15 protein-coding genes are annotated in these 15,714 nt (G+C 64.6%); 3 read left to right on the forward strand and 12 right to left on the reverse strand.

Annotated elements, in window-relative coordinates:
- From VEB62_RS03570 to rimP, 4 genes are all read right to left on the reverse strand, one after another.
- Positions 1-475: translation initiation factor IF-2 associated domain-containing protein (locus VEB62_RS03570; RefSeq protein ID WP_324795481.1), on the reverse strand; the 475-nt coding region annotated here is incomplete at its 3' end.
- Between the two features lie 82 nt (positions 476-557).
- Positions 558-1,226, reverse strand: a complete 669-nt coding sequence (locus VEB62_RS03575; RefSeq protein ID WP_324795483.1) for an RNA-binding protein — start codon at positions 1,224-1,226, stop codon at positions 558-560.
- An 18-nt stretch (positions 1,227-1,244) separates the two neighbouring features.
- A complete protein-coding gene (gene nusA, locus VEB62_RS03580; RefSeq protein ID WP_324795486.1) occupies positions 1,245-2,993 on the reverse strand; it encodes a transcription termination factor NusA in 1,749 nt (582 codons plus the stop codon).
- A gap of 3 nt (positions 2,994-2,996) precedes the next feature.
- Positions 2,997-3,536, reverse strand: coding sequence for a ribosome maturation factor RimP (gene rimP / locus VEB62_RS03585; RefSeq protein WP_414641977.1), 540 nt, complete (start codon positions 3,534-3,536; stop codon positions 2,997-2,999).
- A gap of 218 nt (positions 3,537-3,754) precedes the next feature.
- On the opposite strand from rimP, the gene VEB62_RS03590 reads away from it, so the two are divergent.
- Positions 3,755-4,243 (forward strand): protein-tyrosine phosphatase family protein, encoded by a 489-nt coding sequence (locus VEB62_RS03590; RefSeq protein WP_324795491.1) that lies wholly within the window; start codon positions 3,755-3,757, stop codon positions 4,241-4,243.
- Here VEB62_RS03590 and trmB read toward each other — a convergent pair.
- From trmB to VEB62_RS03610, 4 genes are all read right to left on the reverse strand, one after another.
- Entirely contained in the window at positions 4,240-4,947 is a 708-nt protein-coding gene (gene trmB, locus VEB62_RS03595; RefSeq protein WP_324795493.1) for a tRNA (guanosine(46)-N7)-methyltransferase TrmB, read from the reverse strand. The genes VEB62_RS03590 and trmB overlap by 4 nt on opposite strands.
- Before the next feature lie 75 nt (positions 4,948-5,022).
- Positions 5,023-6,225, reverse strand: a complete 1,203-nt coding sequence (gene metK / locus VEB62_RS03600) for a methionine adenosyltransferase (RefSeq protein WP_324795496.1) — start codon at positions 6,223-6,225, stop codon at positions 5,023-5,025.
- A 150-nt stretch (positions 6,226-6,375) separates the two neighbouring features.
- A complete protein-coding gene (locus tag VEB62_RS03605; RefSeq protein ID WP_324795499.1) occupies positions 6,376-6,840 on the reverse strand; it encodes a hypothetical protein in 465 nt (154 codons plus the stop codon).
- 99 nt (positions 6,841-6,939) lie between these two features.
- Positions 6,940-7,587: a helix-turn-helix domain-containing protein gene (locus tag VEB62_RS03610; RefSeq protein WP_324795503.1), complete on the reverse strand. Its 648-nt coding sequence runs from the start codon at positions 7,585-7,587 to the stop codon at positions 6,940-6,942.
- Positions 7,588-7,988: 401 nt separating this feature from the next.
- Between VEB62_RS03610 and VEB62_RS03615 the strand changes: the two genes are divergently transcribed.
- Together VEB62_RS03615 and VEB62_RS03620 are read left to right on the forward strand one after the other, a co-directional pair.
- Positions 7,989-8,534: a hypothetical protein gene (locus tag VEB62_RS03615; protein ID WP_324795505.1), complete on the forward strand. Its 546-nt coding sequence runs from the start codon at positions 7,989-7,991 to the stop codon at positions 8,532-8,534.
- Between the two features lie 259 nt (positions 8,535-8,793).
- Positions 8,794-9,537, forward strand: a complete 744-nt coding sequence (locus tag VEB62_RS03620) for a hypothetical protein (RefSeq protein WP_324795508.1) — start codon at positions 8,794-8,796, stop codon at positions 9,535-9,537.
- A gap of 53 nt (positions 9,538-9,590) precedes the next feature.
- On the opposite strand, the gene VEB62_RS03625 is transcribed toward VEB62_RS03620, so the two are convergent.
- The 4 genes from VEB62_RS03625 to VEB62_RS03640 form a co-directional block, all read right to left on the reverse strand.
- Entirely contained in the window at positions 9,591-10,982 is a 1,392-nt protein-coding gene (locus VEB62_RS03625) for an AlbA family DNA-binding domain-containing protein (protein WP_324795511.1), read from the reverse strand.
- Positions 10,983-11,068: 86 nt separating this feature from the next.
- On the reverse strand, positions 11,069-12,607 hold the full coding sequence (locus VEB62_RS03630) for a hypothetical protein (RefSeq protein ID WP_324795514.1): 1,539 nt from the start codon (positions 12,605-12,607) through the stop codon (positions 11,069-11,071).
- A gap of 861 nt (positions 12,608-13,468) precedes the next feature.
- Positions 13,469-14,527 (reverse strand): carbohydrate kinase family protein, encoded by a 1,059-nt coding sequence (locus tag VEB62_RS03635; RefSeq protein WP_324795517.1) that lies wholly within the window; start codon positions 14,525-14,527, stop codon positions 13,469-13,471.
- Positions 14,528-14,988: 461 nt separating this feature from the next.
- Positions 14,989-15,621, reverse strand: a complete 633-nt coding sequence (locus tag VEB62_RS03640; protein ID WP_324795519.1) for an 8-oxoguanine DNA glycosylase — start codon at positions 15,619-15,621, stop codon at positions 14,989-14,991.
- Positions 15,622-15,714: the final 93 nt, after the last annotated feature.

Consider the following 15,714-nt stretch of genomic DNA (forward strand, 5'->3'; position numbering starts at 1 on the left):
GGGCGGCGGCGGCTTCGGCCTGGGCGGCGCTGGCGGCCTTGTCGGCGGCGGCGGCCTGCTCGCGGGCGGCGGCGTCCTTGCGGGCGCGTTCGGCGGCGGCGGCGGCTTCACGCTCGGCGTTCTGGCGGGTGGCCAGTTCGATGGCGCGGCGGCGCGCCTCCTGCTCGGACGCCGACAGGCCGCCGCCGTCGCGGGACGGAGCGGTCGGGCGCGGGGCGGCCGGAGCCTCGGTCTTCGGACGCGCGACATCGAAGCCCTGCGGGCGCTGATGCCCGGGGACCGCGCCGACGCGGCGCTTGGTCTCGACCACCACGGTCTTGGTGCGGCCGTGGCTGAAGCTCTGGCGCACGGTGCCGGTCGAAACCGACCCCGCCTGCCGGGGCTTCAGGCTCAGCGGCGCGCGCGGCCCCGTCTGGGACGGAGTCCCGGTCGGGGTTTGCGGGCCGTCGTTGGTCTTGTCGTTCTCGTCAGTCATCCGGTCGCTTTACTCGGGACGGCGGGATATCCGCCATCGTCTCGTTCAAACACAAAAAATCGTGCGGCGCCCCGCCCCCTGATCAGGGAGCAGAACCCCGCCCGCTCAAATCCTTGTCCGGGTCCTCAGCCGGCCTCTCGCCCCACTCCGGGGGCAGAAGCGGTCGAAATCCCGCCAGTCGTTCGACCTCGAAGGTCCAGCGATCGGCCCGCCCGCCCTCAAGCAGGACGGCGTGTATCGCATTTTCCAGCCCGAGGGCCAAACTCAAATCGTCCGCCGTGAAGGCGCCGCAGACTTTCGGGGGCGGCGTCATGTGTTTCGCCAGCGAAAGCAGCTTGCCGCGGCCGTCGGCGGACCCGTCCGCCGCCTCGATGATCCACGCGGCCTTGCCCGACCGGACGTTGGCCAGGGACTTTTCGAAGCCAGAGATAAGCACGCCTTCGCGCCGGGCAAGGCCCAACTGGTCCAGACAACGCCGGACCAGCAGGGTTTCGACCAGATCGGGCAGGTCGGCGGCCGGTTTCAGCGGGGCCTTGGCCGCGCGCGAGAACAGGTTCTTCTTCACCGCCGCCTCGAGCGAGGCGCGGTCGGCCGCGACCCACAGGCCGCGGCCCGGCAGCTTGCGCGCCAAGTCGGGGGCGACCGTGCCGTCCGGAGCGGCGACGAAGCGGATCAGGCGAGATTCATCCATGACCTGGTGGGTGACCAGGTCGCGGCGTTCCCTATCGATCGTCGCTTCGCGCAGACTCATGGAGGGCCCGGTCTCCCATCACGCGTTTTCGGGCTGTTCGGAGTCCCCGGCGGGGACCTCGTCTTCGTCGCCTTCCGGCGCCGCCTCTTCCCCGCCCTCGTCCTCAGGGGCCGCAAACACCGCTTCGGCGTCGTACTCGCCCTCTTCCTCGTATTCGGGCTCGGGCTCCGGCTGGGGCAGTTCGGAGGCGTCGATCCAGCCGGCCGCCACGCGCGCCTGCAGGATCAGCATCTCGGCCTCTTCCTGGGCCAGGTTGAAGCTCTCGAGGACGCCCGGGACCTTGACCCGTTCGCCGTTCCTGACCTCGTAGCCGCCGCGGATCTCGTCGGTGGCCAGGTCGGCCAGGTCCTCGACGGTCTTCACGCCGCCCTCGCCGAGCGCGACGGCGATGGCGCCGGTGACGCCCGGAACCTCCATGACGCCGTCCTCGACGCCGAGTTCCTTGCGCTTCGCATCGAGAATGGCGGCCTGGCGGTCGAGGAAGTCGCGGGCGCGGGCCTGCAGCTCTTCCGCCGTGTCCTCGTCGAAGCCCTCGATGTCGGAGATTTCATAGGGTTCGACGAAGGCCAGGTCCTCGACCGTGGCGAAGCCTTCGGTGACCAGCAGCTGGGCGATGACCTCGTCGACGTCCAGGGCTTCCTGGAACAGGGCGGTGCGCTCGCTGAACTCACGCTGGCGGCGCTCGGAGTCCTGGCTCTCGGTGATGATGTCGATCTGCCAGCCGGTCAGCTGCGAGGCGAGGCGGACGTTCTGGCCGCGGCGGCCGATGGCCAGCGACAGCTGTTCGTCGGGCACCACCACCTCGACGCGGTCGGCTTCCTCGTCCAGCACGACCTTGGACACCTCGGCCGGGGCCAGGGCGTTGACGATGAAGGTCGGCTCGTCCGGGTTCCACTGGATGATGTCGATCTTCTCGCCCTGCAGCTCGGCGACGACCGCCTGCACCCGCGAGCCGCGCATGCCGACGCAGGCGCCGACGGGATCGATCGAGGAGTCGTTGGACAGCACGGCCATCTTGGCGCGCGAGCCGGCGTCGCGGGCGGCGGCGCGGATCTCGATGACGCCGTCGTAGACTTCGGGCACTTCCTGGGCGAACAGCTTGGCCATGAAGCCGGGGTGCGAGCGCGACAGCATGACCTGCGGGCCCTTGGCCTCGGCGCGGACGTCGTAGATGTAGGTGCGGATCCGGTCGCCGATGTTGAACACCTCGCGCGGGATGGAGTCGTTGCGGCGCATGATGCCCTCGCCCCGGCCCAGATCGACGACGGTGTTGCCGTATTCGACACGCTTGACGGTGCCGTTGACGATCTCGCCGACGCGGTCCTTGAACTCTTCGTACTGGTTGGCGCGCTCGGCGTCGCGAACCTTGCCCATGACGACCTGGCGGGCCATCTGGGTCTGCACCCGGCCGAACTCGAACGGCGGCAGGTTCTCGACGTATTCCTTGCCGACGAAGGCCTCCGGGTCGCGCTTCAGCGCGTCCTTCAGGCGCACCATGGCGCTGTCGTTGAACTCCTCCAGCTCGTCTTCGGGCTGCCAGTCGTCCTCGACGATGGTGACGTGACGGGTCAGGGCCAGCTCGCCCGACTTGATGTCGATCTTGGCGCGGATGTCGTGGTGGGCGCCGTAGCGCGACTTGGCGCCCTTCTGGATCGCCTCCTCGATCGCCTCGACGACGATCTCCTTGTCGATGTTCTTCTCACGCGCGACCGCGTCGGCGATCTGCAGCAGTTCGAGTCGGTTCGCGGAAACGCCGGCGACAGCCATGGTCTAGTCCTCGGTCTCAGTGTTGTCGTTACGGGCGGCGCGCTTCTCGGCGCCCGCCTTCAGGAGTTCGTCGGTCAGCACCAGCTTGGCGTCGACCAGCCAGTCGAAGGGGATCAGGGCGGTGTCCGCCTCCCCGTCCAGGTCGATGGCGATGTTCTCGCCCTCGGTCCCGGCGATGGCGCCCTTGAAGCGTTTGCGGCCCTCGATCATGCGATCGGTCTCCAGCCGCGCCTCATGGCCCTCGAACAGGTCGAAGTCGCTCTGGCGGGTCAGGGGACGGTCGACGCCCGGCGACGACACCTCCAGCAGGTATTCGCCGCTGATCGGGTCGGCGGCGTCCAGCACCTCGGACACCGCGCGGCTCAGCCGGGCGCACTCCTCGACCGCGATATCGTGGTCGCTCGGCCGCTCGGCCATGATCTGCAGCCGCCGGCGCAGGGTGCCGCCCATCAGCCGCACGCGCACGATGTCGAGGCCGAGGCTTTCCGCCACGGGTTCGATCAGCTCCAGCAGAGCGCGGTCTTCGACGGTCCTGGCCTTCAAGTCACTTCTCATTCGGGTCGCCAGGGAGGCGGCCACGGTCCAGACAAAACAAAAGCGGCTGGCCTCCAGGGGCCGCCGCTTCAAACGGCGCCGTTGGACGCCGGTCTAACGATGTGAGGGGGCATATAGACCCGCGAACGGGGTTTGTCAGCCCCTGACGTTGCGAGGACCGCGGGACGCATTGCCAACACCGCCGCGCCCCGCCAGAACAGTCCTCAATGAAAGTCTACTGGATCGGTATCGACACGCCCGGCCGCCTCGGGGTGTCGCGCAAGCCCGACGGCGGCGAAGCCCTGAACGGACAGATCGAAAAGCTGGCGCACGGCATGGTCGACCACGTCGTCACCCTGCTGGAGCCCGAAGAGGCCGCGAAGCTGGGTCTGGCCGACGAAGCCGCGATCTGCGAGCGGCACGGCGTCGGCTTCTACAACTTTCCGATCGTCGACCACGGGGTGCCGGCGAACGTCGAGCACTACCGCCGCGTGGCCCACGCCATGGACCGGCGGCTGCGCGCCGGGCAGGCGCTGGTGGTCCACTGCCACGCCGGCCTCGGCCGCGCTCCGTCCCTGGCCATCAGCGCCCTGATCGCCGGCGGCATGAACGTCGACGAGGCCATCCTGCGCGTCGGCCGGGCGCGCGGCCGGCCGGTGCCCGAGACCGACGAACAGCTGGCCTTCCTGCGCGCCTTCGCGGCGGGCGAGGTCTAGGTCCGAATGAAGTCCAGGAAGATCGGCGGGGTGTCGCCCAGCTTCTTCTCCTCGTAGCGGGTGACGACGTGGTCGGCCGGAGCCTCGCGCCAGTCGTCGGCGCGGTCCGCCGTCCATTCCAGCCCCGGCGTGCGCTCGAACCGCTCCAGCGCCCAGTCGGCGTAGTCCTTCCAGTCGGTGACGAAGCGCAACCGGCCGCCCGGCTTGAGCAGGCGCACGATCTCGACCGCCAGCTCATCCTGCACCAGCCGCCGCTTGTTGTGGCGCGCCTTGTGCCACGGGTCGGGGAACAGGATCATGACCCTGTCCAGCGAGGCGTCGGGCAGGGCGGCCATGACGGCGCGGGCGTCGTCGGCGTGGATGCGGACGTTCTTCAGCCCCCGCTCGTCGATGTGGCGCAGGGCCGAGCCGACGCCGTTCAGGAACGGTTCGCAGCCGATCATCAGCGTATCGGGATGGCGCGCCGCCTGTTCGGCCAGATGCTCGCCGCCGCCGAAGCCGATCTCGAGCCAGACCGCCCTGGCCTCCGGCATCAGCGTCGCCGGATCGATCGGCCCCGCCGCCGGATCGGGCACGGCGACGGCCGGCAGCAGGGTGTCGAACAGCGCCGCCTGGCGCGGCTTCAGCGCGCGCGACTTGATGCGGCCGAACGAGCGGAGCGGACCCCGGGTCGGGGGCGAGGGAGCGTCGGGGTCGGAAGACATGGGCGCCCTATAGCGGGGCGGGGAACGGGGGGCGAGGGGCGAAGGAGCCGGCGGCGGCCATGCCCTGTTCGCCCCTCATCCCGGGACCAGCGCCTTCAACCGGTCGACCAGATCGGTCCGCTCCCACGAGAAGCCGCCGTCCGCGTCCGGCGCGCGGCCGAAATGGCCGTAGGCGGCGGTGCGGGCGTAGATCGGTCGGTTCAGCCCCAGATGCTCGCGAATGGCGCGCGGCGTGGCCCCGCCGATCATCCTCGGCAGTTCGGCTTCCAGAATCTCCGGATCGATCCGGCCGGTGCCGTGCAGGTCGACGTGCACCGACAGCGGGCGCGCCACCCCGATGGCGTAGCTCAGCTGGATGGTGCAGCGGTCCGCCAGGCCGGCGGCCACGACGTTCTTGGCCAGATAGCGGGCGGCGTAGGCGGCCGAGCGATCGACCTTGGTCGGGTCCTTGCCCGAGAAGGCCCCGCCGCCGTGCGGGGCCGCGCCGCCGTAGGTGTCGACGATGATCTTGCGTCCGGTCAGGCCGGCGTCGCCGTCGGGTCCGCCGATCTCGAACGAGCCGGTGGGGTTGATATGCCACTCGGTCTCGTTGGTGATGAAGCTGTCGGGCAGCACCTCGCGGATGTAGGGCTTCACGATCGCCGCCACGTCATCCGATGACAGGCCCGGCGCGTGCTGGGTCGACAGCACGATCGAGGTCGCCCGCACGGGACGGCCGTTCTCGTAGAACAGCGTCACCTGGCTCTTGGCGTCGGGCTCGAGCTTCGGCTCCCGGCCGGCGTGGCGGGCCTCGGCCAGCTTCCTCAGGATGTTGTGGCTGTACTGCAGGGTCGCCGGCATCAGCTCGGGCGTCTCGTTCGAGGCGTAGCCGAACATGATGCCCTGGTCGCCGGCGCCCTCGTCCTTGTCGCCCGCCGCGTCCACGCCCTGGGCGATATGGGCCGACTGCGGGTGCAGATAGTTCTCGAAGACGAACTTCTCCCAATGGAAGCCATCCTGCTCGTAGCCGATGTCGCGCACCACCCTGCGCGCGGTCGCCTCGATCTCGTCCTTCACGCCAGGAGCCCAGGCCCCGTCGACGTCCATGATCCCCTTGCCGCGGATTTCGCCCGCCAGAACGACCCGGTTGGTGGTGGTCAGCGTCTCGCAGGCCACCCGGGCCTCGGGATCCTTGGACAGGAACAGATCGACGATGGCGTCGGAGATCTGGTCCGCGACCTTGTCGGGATGTCCTTCCGAGACGCTTTCGGAGGTGAACAGGAAGGACGAACGGGCCAAGGCGGACTCCTGGAGCGCGGAAACGGCCGCCAGACATATAAAGATATGTTTATATGTTCAAGACGTGGGAATGCGGCGGCGCCAGGTCGTCGCCGGCTCGCCGGCCCGCCATCGCTCGCCTGGACCGGCAAGCGACGATGTGTCCGGCGATCAGACCTGTCGTGATGTCGCCGCTCCCTCCGAAGGGCGAGGCGGCGACCGGCGTCTCCAGATCCGGTCCTCGCTGACCGCCCGCTCCCCCGCCAGCCAGCGCTCCGCGGCGCCGCCGAGGACGACGACGTAAAGAAGAATCCAGAATCCGAGAAGGGCGGACAGGATGGCGTACCTGGACAGCTCCGGGTTCGCCAACCCCAGGACGCGGACCAGGACACACAACGCCAGCGAGGCGGTCACCGCGATCGGCCACCATCGATCGGCTTTGAGGGCCAGCCAGCCAAAGACCAGCAAGACAACGACGTCCTGCGTCACCGAGACGGAAGCGAGCTGACGGATATTCAACTCGGCGCCGAGCGTCGTGGCCAGGTAGTCGACGAGGAGCACCAGCGCGCCGAAACGCTCGGGATGCCCGCCTCTCAACCAGCCGCAGCTGACCGAAAGCAGGGCGAGAACCTGCAAGGCTATGTAGAAGGGCGAGGTGATGTGGCGCTCCCGTCGACGGCGTCCAGGTTTCTCCGACGATCCTGCCGAACCGGCAGGCCCATAGTTGCCGCGGCCCTACTCACCGCCCCCGGACGGCAAGGCGGTCGCCTCGCCGATTTCCTGGGCCTGTCCCGCATAGTCGAGGATCAGGTCGGCCACGGCCTTGAGCATCACCGCCGTCACCACGATGATGACGAACAGGATCAGGAGACGGACGGCCCAGCTTCGTGGCGGTGGGCGGTAGCCGAAGCGCCGCTCTGGGCTCCCACCTGGGCCATCACCCAGCCCGCGCTCAACACCTGCTGCAGCAGCTCCCTCGGGTCCGACCGCTGCGCGTCGTCCGCCAGTCCCCTGAGGAGATGGCTGCGGACCGGATCGTTCCGTCCCATCGGGCTGAACCTGTCCAGCGCGGCCTCCAGATCCTCCCACGTCCAGTGGGGAAGCGGCGTACTGTTCGATGCCATGGTCTGACTCCCTGTCGAGGGATTCATCAACGGTGGAACCGCCGGCGTCGCCAATGGGGTCTTTCGGCTCTGGTACGTTTCGTTCCAGGAGGGCGAGCGCGGCCTTGCGCCGGTTGACGCCGAGCCGGCGGCAGGCCTCGTGCACGTGCTTCTTGACCGTGGTCTCGGACAGGCCCAGCCGGACGGCGATTTCCTTGTCGGTCAGGAAGGCGGTGAGCCTCAGGCATTCTTCCTGGCGGGCGCTGAGGCGCTGCGACATTCTACGCTCCGGTACGGCCTGATTAGCTACGGCGTGCGAACAGCGTCGTCCAGTGGCGAAGCGCCTGGAACCTTCGCGCCGGCGTTGTTCACGCCCGGATCGGGTCGATGGAAGAATGGTGCCGCTTAGGTGACTCGAACACCTGACCCCCGCATTACGAATGCGGAAACTCGATCATAACCGCTTGATTTATTTCGATTAATCAAACGAAAGCGGATCGAAGAAAAACGACGGTACTGTTGAATTTATTGAGATTTCTGGGGCGAAATCGGCTATAATTCGAGAGTTGCAGTACGTTTTCACGTACCTCCCCACACCCCTCACAATCCAACTTCACTAAGGTTCTCCTGAGCCGCCCAATAACCGTGCGTCTTCACTCTCCCAATTGTCATTCCACACCCATGTCCAACGTCACCGTTGGGCACCCACGCCCTGCGTCCGTGCCCTCCCAAAATCACCGCTCCGACACCCACCTTCGACTCCCCAACGTCGAGCGGTTCATCGCCGGCTGCCCGGATCGGTACTTCATCACTCTCACGACGAAACGACGGTTGGATTACCTCGCCTTCTCGGCGGAGGTCGCCAAGACAATGCACCGGGTCAACGGCAATCTGTTCGGCACCGCCTACAAGCGTCGTCGGACCATGATGCTGGCGACGATGGCGACGCAGGAGCGGTCGTTCAACGACGGCCTGCACACCCACATGATCGTCGGCGTGCCCGAGGGTTCGTTGCAATTGAAGGCCAATCCCTGCCCGATCCCCGTGCCCGAACTGATCGTCGCCACGTGGATTGCGGGCGACCCTGAATACCGCCGTGCAAACGGCCAGGATGCCCGTGACGTCTACGATTTCTCGGGCGTCCGACGCTACATATACAAGGGCGTCAAAACCCTTGCGGACTTCGACAACGCCGATGTCCACAACACCATCATTCCCAGTTTTTGAGCGCCTGTCCCGGCAACGTCCGGGATAATCCATAAACTCGGCGGCAGCCGCTCCCCTCGGAACAACACACCCTACCAGCCCTTGGCCAGACACCCGTCCGGCCTTGATCATAGAGTATTGCCTAAAGGGCACTTCGAAGAGTCTCGCAAAGGGTCCGAAGGACCATCGACGAGCGACGCGAGGAGATCACTTTTAAAGGGTCGGGGTTCCAGTCAAGCTGGAGGCTACGTAGGCCGCCATTGCTTCGCCGGAATTCCTTATGCGTCAGCACACTGCTCTGGGTCTCCACCTGATTGAAGTCTTGAAGGAGGCCAGCACTCAGAGCTGGGAGTCTCACGATGTAGATGGCCCGTGGCGACCGCTGCCAGCGAATGAAGAGCACCCGGCTTGGGAAAATCGCGCGCTGGCCGAGCACCTCTTGGCAGAGCTTTCTCGTGGGCTGAGACTCTCAAACGCTGATCGCCAGCAACGGGGCATCGGAAGCCAATCGCTCGGCAGCAAGCTGGTCTATGGCCCGACACGGAAGATCACACGCGGCTATCTTCAGCCGGTGAAACGCGTGCCTCTGCTGGAAAGAGTTCCGGTCGCAGTTGTCCAGTTCGTTGTCGGCCTTCCTGGCGGTAAGGACTTCCTACTTCGGGAACATCATGGCCCTGTGGGGTGGCACTATCACTATTTGGACCGGAGTCAGTCGCGGTCGAATGTGATCCTCTCGTGGGACACCAAGTATGCGAAGATCGAGGATCCGCATCCGCTCTTTGTGGAAGTGCATGGAGAGGGAAAGGCGAAATTCAAAGCCAAGCCTGATCGTTGGGGGCACGAAAAGAAGCGCTCCATGCACAGGTCTTGCGCCCGAGATTTGGATGGTAGGTGGCCGCTCAGCGCGTTCCGCTGCGCTTCGACAAAAGCAACCGCGGTCTGGCCGGAAAATGCGGTCTTGATGACCTCTCACGCAACGAAGGTCTCCTCCGCCAAGGGGCAGAGATCACAGCCGCGTCGTTAGGCGAGCAGTGCGAAAAAGAGCGCCAGAAAGGGTAGATGGCGAACCTCAAATCATCAGCCGTCGTTGTGGGCTGCGTTCTTTCGATCCTGAACGGCGATGGCCCGAATGCCCGCCTGCTGAAGTTGCGTGAAGTAGGGAGGCTGGACGTCCGGCCCGAGATGCTCGGGGAGACCCCATGCCCGGGCAATCGGCGTGAAGAGAGCTAGCGTTTGGAGAAGCACACGCACGGACTCGCTCTCGACATCTTCGAACGGCGGGATTTCGTCGAACGACTCCGGCCCAGTTCCCGGCGGCGTGGTCACCTTCTCGTCCAGGCACAGGGGAAGTCCGAATGCCTCGAAACGGTCGAGCACTGCTCGGATGTCGAGGAAAGGGACGGTGCGCCACACGTTCAGCAGCCGGGCCTTGATATAGTAGGGTTTCGTCCACCCAGCCCGTGCCAGCAGGCGGCGCTGAATCTCGACAACACCAACAAGCAGGTTGAACAGCATGTTGAGGTCGACCACGCGCGGGGAGGCATAGTTCCGGCGTTCTAGAGAGGCTATAAACGAGGAGGCCTGCTCGTATCCCTCGAGGTGCTCCTCAAGGCGCCACGCTTGATCGACAGCATAGAAGTTCAACGGAACAATGACGTCACTGACCAAGGTCTGACGGAAGCGCCAAGTGAGTCCGAGATTATGTGGATCGTTGACGTTGACCTGACGCGCGATAAATCCGTTGGCGGATGTATAAAGTGTCTCGAAGGGGACTGAGCTGACTACGCCCCGCGAGACGTTGAAAATCTCGCGCAGCTCGGACGAGTCGATCTCGAGCCAAGGATCTTCATCGCGCCACGGATCGGTCACCATCATCAAGCGCAGATAGGGCGCTTCCTCCTCACCCTTCGAGAATTCGGGGTCCCGTTCGACCCAGGTCTCGAAATCCTTGCGCAGTTCGTCGCCACGACGAAATAGTTGGTCGAGGAGATGGCGATCGTTCTCGGGCCGAGGCTCGGACCCATCACCGACCCGTCGATAGATTTGCCCGGATCGGTGGACATGGGGCGCGGCGAAGCTGCGTGGGACGTAGATGCAGATCACGCCCCGGTCCGCCGCGAGGCCACCATCGTGCGGGCCCGTCAGGACCTTGACGTCGAAGTGCGGCGAAGGGTTGAGATGTCCGGCCACAGCCTGTCGGATGCGCTGAAGGTTGGCGTCCATTTCGATGGTCGGTACGCCAGGAAAAGACCCGGCCACCGAATTGTCCTTGGAAGCTTCCTCGACGCCGTAAAACAGCCAACCACCGTAGGTGTTTGCTAAGGCCGAGATCGACTTGGCGATGGACGTGGCGTTGGGGACTTCGCGTTTGTACTCGACGTACCAGCCCTCGGAGGTGGTGGTCAGTCGACTCAGGTCATCGACGGTGAGGTCTTCGAGAGGGCGCTGGAAGGGGGTGTAGGTGGCCATCGCCTAGATATGACATGAACGACGGCCGCACCAACGGTAGCGCCGACAAGCCGTAGGATCGGCACCGCCCGTGGCTGGCTGCCTCGCTAGAGGAACCCCAGGATCAACCGCCAAACGGTTTGCAGCGTCCAGATCAGGGCGGTGAAAAGCAGGAAGATCGACGCCAACGCCACCGATAAGGAAGTAAACACTGCCCGGTCCAAGTCGAGCGCCGGCATGAGGTAGCGAATCACGCGCATTACACGTCCCCTGAACGCGGCCAGCGCGAGGGTCAGCAGATAGGCGATCAGGAACCCGGACGTCGTCAAGGCCGATGCGACCATCGGCGAGAAAGGAACGTTGACCTGCCCTTTGGGTGGAATGATCGGGTCGTTGAGATAGCTGACAATCGACGCGCGATCCCGGTCGATCGGCAAGGCTCCTAAGAAGGAGTTTTGGAGCTGGAGGTTGAGCGATCCGAAGTAGGCCGGCGCGGACGAGTAGGGGTCGAACCCTACGTAAGGCGCCAGTTTGAAACCGACGACCTGATAAGCGTCATAGAGGGTTCGCTCGAATGCGGCCCACCAAGCATTGTGGACGCCGGCTGCCCCGACAAGATCAGCGGCATCAATGCTGCTGCGCACCGCCGTCACATCCATAAAACATCGTCCGTCGTTTGCCCGGCGGGCGAGCGCCGCCCTCGCATAGTAATCGTCAGACATTGCTTCGCTGATTTTGCCAATATCCGCCGTAACCGGCTTTCGCTGGGCCTGCTCAGCCATGACGGCCTCGAACAACTCCTGTGACGCAGTCAAGGCAGTCCCAGCGTCGACCCTACCCTCCCGGGTGCCAGGCGCGCAGGCTCGATGCGCAGTGAACTTTACTTGCCGAATCGACTTTGGATCTTCCAACTGAGCCGCCACGCCCCTGCGCTGCCAATCGGCTACGCGTTGGAGCTCCGGTGCTGTGCGACCGTTCGCGATAGCTATCGCGAACGCAGTCACCGATTCATTCTCCGATCCCACCTCGACGTCGGCCTCGGCGAGAGCTGCCGCGAGTTGAACAGGCGCGTACGTGTCAGTCTTGCTCAACACTTGGACCGGCGTGATTTGCAGAACCAGCAGAACGCAGATCAGCCGGGCCACGGAGAAGGTGACGAAGAAGATGGAAAGGCTGACGATCACATCCGCCGCGACCAAGGCTAGGGAAACAATAGCCGACCGGGACTGGTCGATAGCCCGAACAAACAATCGCGTTTGGGCATAGGAAAAGATGTCGCCGACAACGGCTGCGGTTAGGCACACTAGCACGATCACAACGCCCAGACCTGTTACTCGGCCGGGAAAGATCGTGATCAAGGGCTGCACGTGAGGCCCGGATGTCATTACGGCAAAGCCGTAAGAGAGTGCAATCGATGTCAGGGAGATTAGGACGTACCGTGGTACTGCCCGCCAAGAGAGAACTGACGGGCCGAACCAGCGATCGAGAAAGGCTGAGCCGCCGTAGTTCACGCCCCCGATCCGGGAGGCAAGTTGCGCCAGCCACGAGCTAAAACGGGCCTTTATCTGCGGACGGATGGCGACATCAAGAAGCGCCCCAAGGCCGAGGGCTCCGATAACGGCAAGCGTGTCAGACAGGTTAAGCATTTCGACCCTTCGGCCGAACACTGTGCGGCGATTCTCCGACGACGCCATGGGCGGCCGATGTCGCCCAACCTTATCCGGCCTTGATCATGGAGTATTGCCTAAAGGGTACTTCAAAGAGTCTCAGGAGAGGGTCCGAAGGACCGTCGTCGAGCGAAGCGAGGCGACCAATTAAAACCGCGAGCGCTAGGGGTGCCTATCATCCGGCTTCTCGCACCGGCAGTTGTGAGCCCATGCTATAGCTTGTGAATGTTCACGAGACGCCAGCGAGTCGGCTACGGCTCAATCGCCGCATTCACAATCGCTGCAGCCCCTCCCGCCATTGGAGCGGGGTTGGAGACGATGGGCTGGGAATGGGCGGATTGGACCGGGCCGTGGCAAGTCGCCTTCGGCGTCCTATGCGTTCTCGTTGGCCTTGGGTGCGCGGGCTATGCGGTAGGCCTTGATCGCCGATTGACGAAATCCAAGCGTAGGTCCCGGAAACTCGCGACCGCCGGCCATCGCCCGCCCGGTCTAGGTTGGGAATACGTATCCATGCACGAGGCTGGCGTTTGGCTTTACAGCCACGGCAGCGAGAACCTGCGGGGGGTTATTAGGCGAGGCGTTCCGAGCCCATTCGACAGCATAGATGAGCACGCTCAAGCACTGGTGAGGAACGCAGCCGTCCACGGCGCGGGGACACTTTACGGCCGTTGGGGTCAGCACCTGCCTCTTGAGAGGATCGACCTCGCTAGCGCTGAATATGATGCATTCGAATCCGTGCTGGGCTCAGATCGCAAGCTGGTGGTGGACACAGCCATCCTGCGGTCTGATCTGCCTCGTATATTGGCCTATTACGAGAACGGCGCTGACGCCTGAAAATGACTAGCGCATGCCAACAGGGGCCCAAGCGACGGCATACAGCGCTGCGGCCAGCTCCGCCTTTACGTCCAATACCGTTGCGGCGGCGGCGGATATTTCGCCTAGAGACGCTTCACAGTACGCGACGACGCGTTGTCCCTTAGGCACGCACTTCTTCGCGACTGGTCCTGCACGCGCTCCCGGGTCCAGGAGGAGGAGAACCTCGCCGTCCCGAAGACTTTCTGGGGCGTTAGCCAGTTCGCCCTCGTGGACGCGCGCATCTACCCCGAGGTCCCACAGCCCGCTCATGGCTTCATCCAAGAGCCATTGCCCGGAGGCTCCATGACGGCCTAACGCGACCAGAGCCGATGTTCCGGGCGCCCGTACCAGGGGCTGACGTTCAACTACATCGGCCCTGAAGACGGCCCTCCGGGTTTCCACATATTCAGCGGTGTGGAGAGAGGCGAGGCGGACCGATTCCAACGCCGATTGGCCACTGTGCATCCAGTAGTAAGCGAAAGCGGCGCTGAATGTATCCCCCGAGCCAACCTTGTGAATCGCGGAAGCTTCGTAGGCGGGGATCTGACCAATCAGAATTCCAGATTCGAAGACGTAGGCGCCATTGGGACCGGCCTTCACCACGGCGACTTCCGCGCCGTCTTTTTCACAAAGACTTTGTGCTGCCGCAGCCATATCCGAGACCGCCGTCACAGCCCGGAGTTCGGCCCGGTTCAGAACGATGGCCAAGCGTTTCGCCGCCGAACCGTTGGCCCGAAAAGGGACGGGCGCGACGGCGGTCTGGGGATCATAGACGGCCATTTCTCCCACGACCCGGAAGTCGCCTTCAAGGCAACCAAACCTGAGGATCGCTTTGCCTTGAACACCGACCGACCCGGCAGCCGGCAGCGGGATGGGCGAGATGCGGGGCCGAGCCAAAGGATGCAGATAGTGAAAGTGTACGCGGTCGGAGGACGGATACAGGTGCACGTCCACCCCGAAGGGCTCGAAGTTGGGATAGACCTCGTCCGCCAATCGCGCCGGTTGGAAAGCGTGCAGCTCAACCGCCTTTATGAGGCCGGTCAAGGCTAGAGCGGCCCGCCCTCCGGATCCGAAAAGCGAAGTCGAAGGGGGGGCAACGCAGACCTCCGAATAGATGCCGCCTGCGACGATCATCCGTACTGGCGAGTGATCACACAGGTCAGCAAGCCCGGACTGATCGTCTCTATGTACGCTGCATAGAGCACCTGATCTTTCAGGCACTCGATCAACTTCTTCAGTTCAGGCACCCCTGCAACCGGGCCGAGCCGAATTCCGTCTAGGGTAGCCAACGCCAAAATGGGTTGGCTCGCCCCCTCCAGCAGAAGCGCAAGCTTATCGCCCTCGTGGAGGCCCCCGGGGTTAGGCATGGTGACCATCACCTTTGGCGGGCAGGTCGGCTTCGGATCGCCGGGAGGGGGCGTCGTGTCCGGGGGTGTCGTTCCGCCCATATCAGCCTCACATTGTGTCGGGCCCCGATCCTAGGCTCACTCAGACCTTAAGCCTAGCTATGCGGCCAAGGGGCTTCGCCCTGCTCTCATCTCGGTCCACATGACTGCATCGAGGACTGACGCCCGCACTTGGATTGCCGAGGCGAACTCCAGAAACCGGCGCTCGAGAACTTCATAGTCCTTCGGCAGGGTCATCTGTTGCGGAAAGATGTGCATCGCGGTGCATGCCCGAATGACGTGGATGTCGAGGATCGCCACCTCGTCGCTGCCAAGGATGTTTCGTACGATCCAGGATGCCGTCTTCGGACCCACGCCTTCGAGCCCAAGGAGATAGTCTCGTAGTTCGAGGGCGGTGAAGCTTGCGGCGTCGATGTTATCCAGACTTGAGAGCATGGCCGCGAGGCGTCGCGCGCGCTGATTGGGGAAGCGGTAGCGGATGCGTCGACCGGCGACGTCCAGTGGCTCCAGCAGGCGCTCAAGGAGCCAAGTTTCGCTCGGCCTCGCGCCCGGTTGGAAGGCACCTTCCATTCTGAGTCGTTCAAACGCCGCGGCGTTGACCTCATAAGTGATGCCGAAGCCGCCTAAGAGGCAGAAAGCAGCCTCCTCAACGAGCGAGCCGCCCTCGGAAACGAACGCCGGTTGATCGGCGTCTTCCCAGCCGCACCGCACCGCCCAGTAGGCGGGGGTCATGGGCTCCTCGGGGCGCCCCCACGGCACGCAATCCAAAACAGGTTCGTGAGGGTCAGGAAGAACGAGACGATGAGCGCTGTCGCCAGCCCCAGC

This window comes from Brevundimonas sp., from assembly GCF_035626975.1.
Lineage (GTDB): Bacteria > Pseudomonadota > Alphaproteobacteria > Caulobacterales > Caulobacteraceae > Brevundimonas.

Excerpts from the sequence above, each read along its gene's own strand:
- VEB62_RS03575 (WP_324795483.1), bottom strand. The coding sequence starts at position 1,226 with ATGAGTCTGCGCGAAGCGACGATCGATAGGGAACGCCGCGACCTGGTC.
- nusA (WP_324795486.1), bottom strand. The coding sequence starts at position 2,993 with ATGGCTGTCGCCGGCGTTTCCGCGAACCGACTCGAACTGCTGCAGATC.
- VEB62_RS03590 (WP_324795491.1), top strand. The coding sequence starts at position 3,755 with ATGAAAGTCTACTGGATCGGTATCGACACGCCCGGCCGCCTCGGGGTG.
- trmB (WP_324795493.1), bottom strand. The coding sequence starts at position 4,947 with ATGTCTTCCGACCCCGACGCTCCCTCGCCCCCGACCCGGGGTCCGCTC.
- VEB62_RS03610 (WP_324795503.1), bottom strand. The coding sequence starts at position 7,587 with ATGTCGCAGCGCCTCAGCGCCCGCCAGGAAGAATGCCTGAGGCTCACC.
- VEB62_RS03615 (WP_324795505.1), top strand. The coding sequence starts at position 7,989 with ATGTCCAACGTCACCGTTGGGCACCCACGCCCTGCGTCCGTGCCCTCC.
- VEB62_RS03620 (WP_324795508.1), top strand. The coding sequence starts at position 8,794 with ATGCGTCAGCACACTGCTCTGGGTCTCCACCTGATTGAAGTCTTGAAG.
- VEB62_RS03625 (WP_324795511.1), bottom strand. The coding sequence starts at position 10,982 with ATGGCCACCTACACCCCCTTCCAGCGCCCTCTCGAAGACCTCACCGTC.
- VEB62_RS03630 (WP_324795514.1), bottom strand. The coding sequence starts at position 12,607 with ATGCTTAACCTGTCTGACACGCTTGCCGTTATCGGAGCCCTCGGCCTT.
- VEB62_RS03640 (WP_324795519.1), bottom strand. The coding sequence starts at position 15,621 with ATGACCCCCGCCTACTGGGCGGTGCGGTGCGGCTGGGAAGACGCCGAT.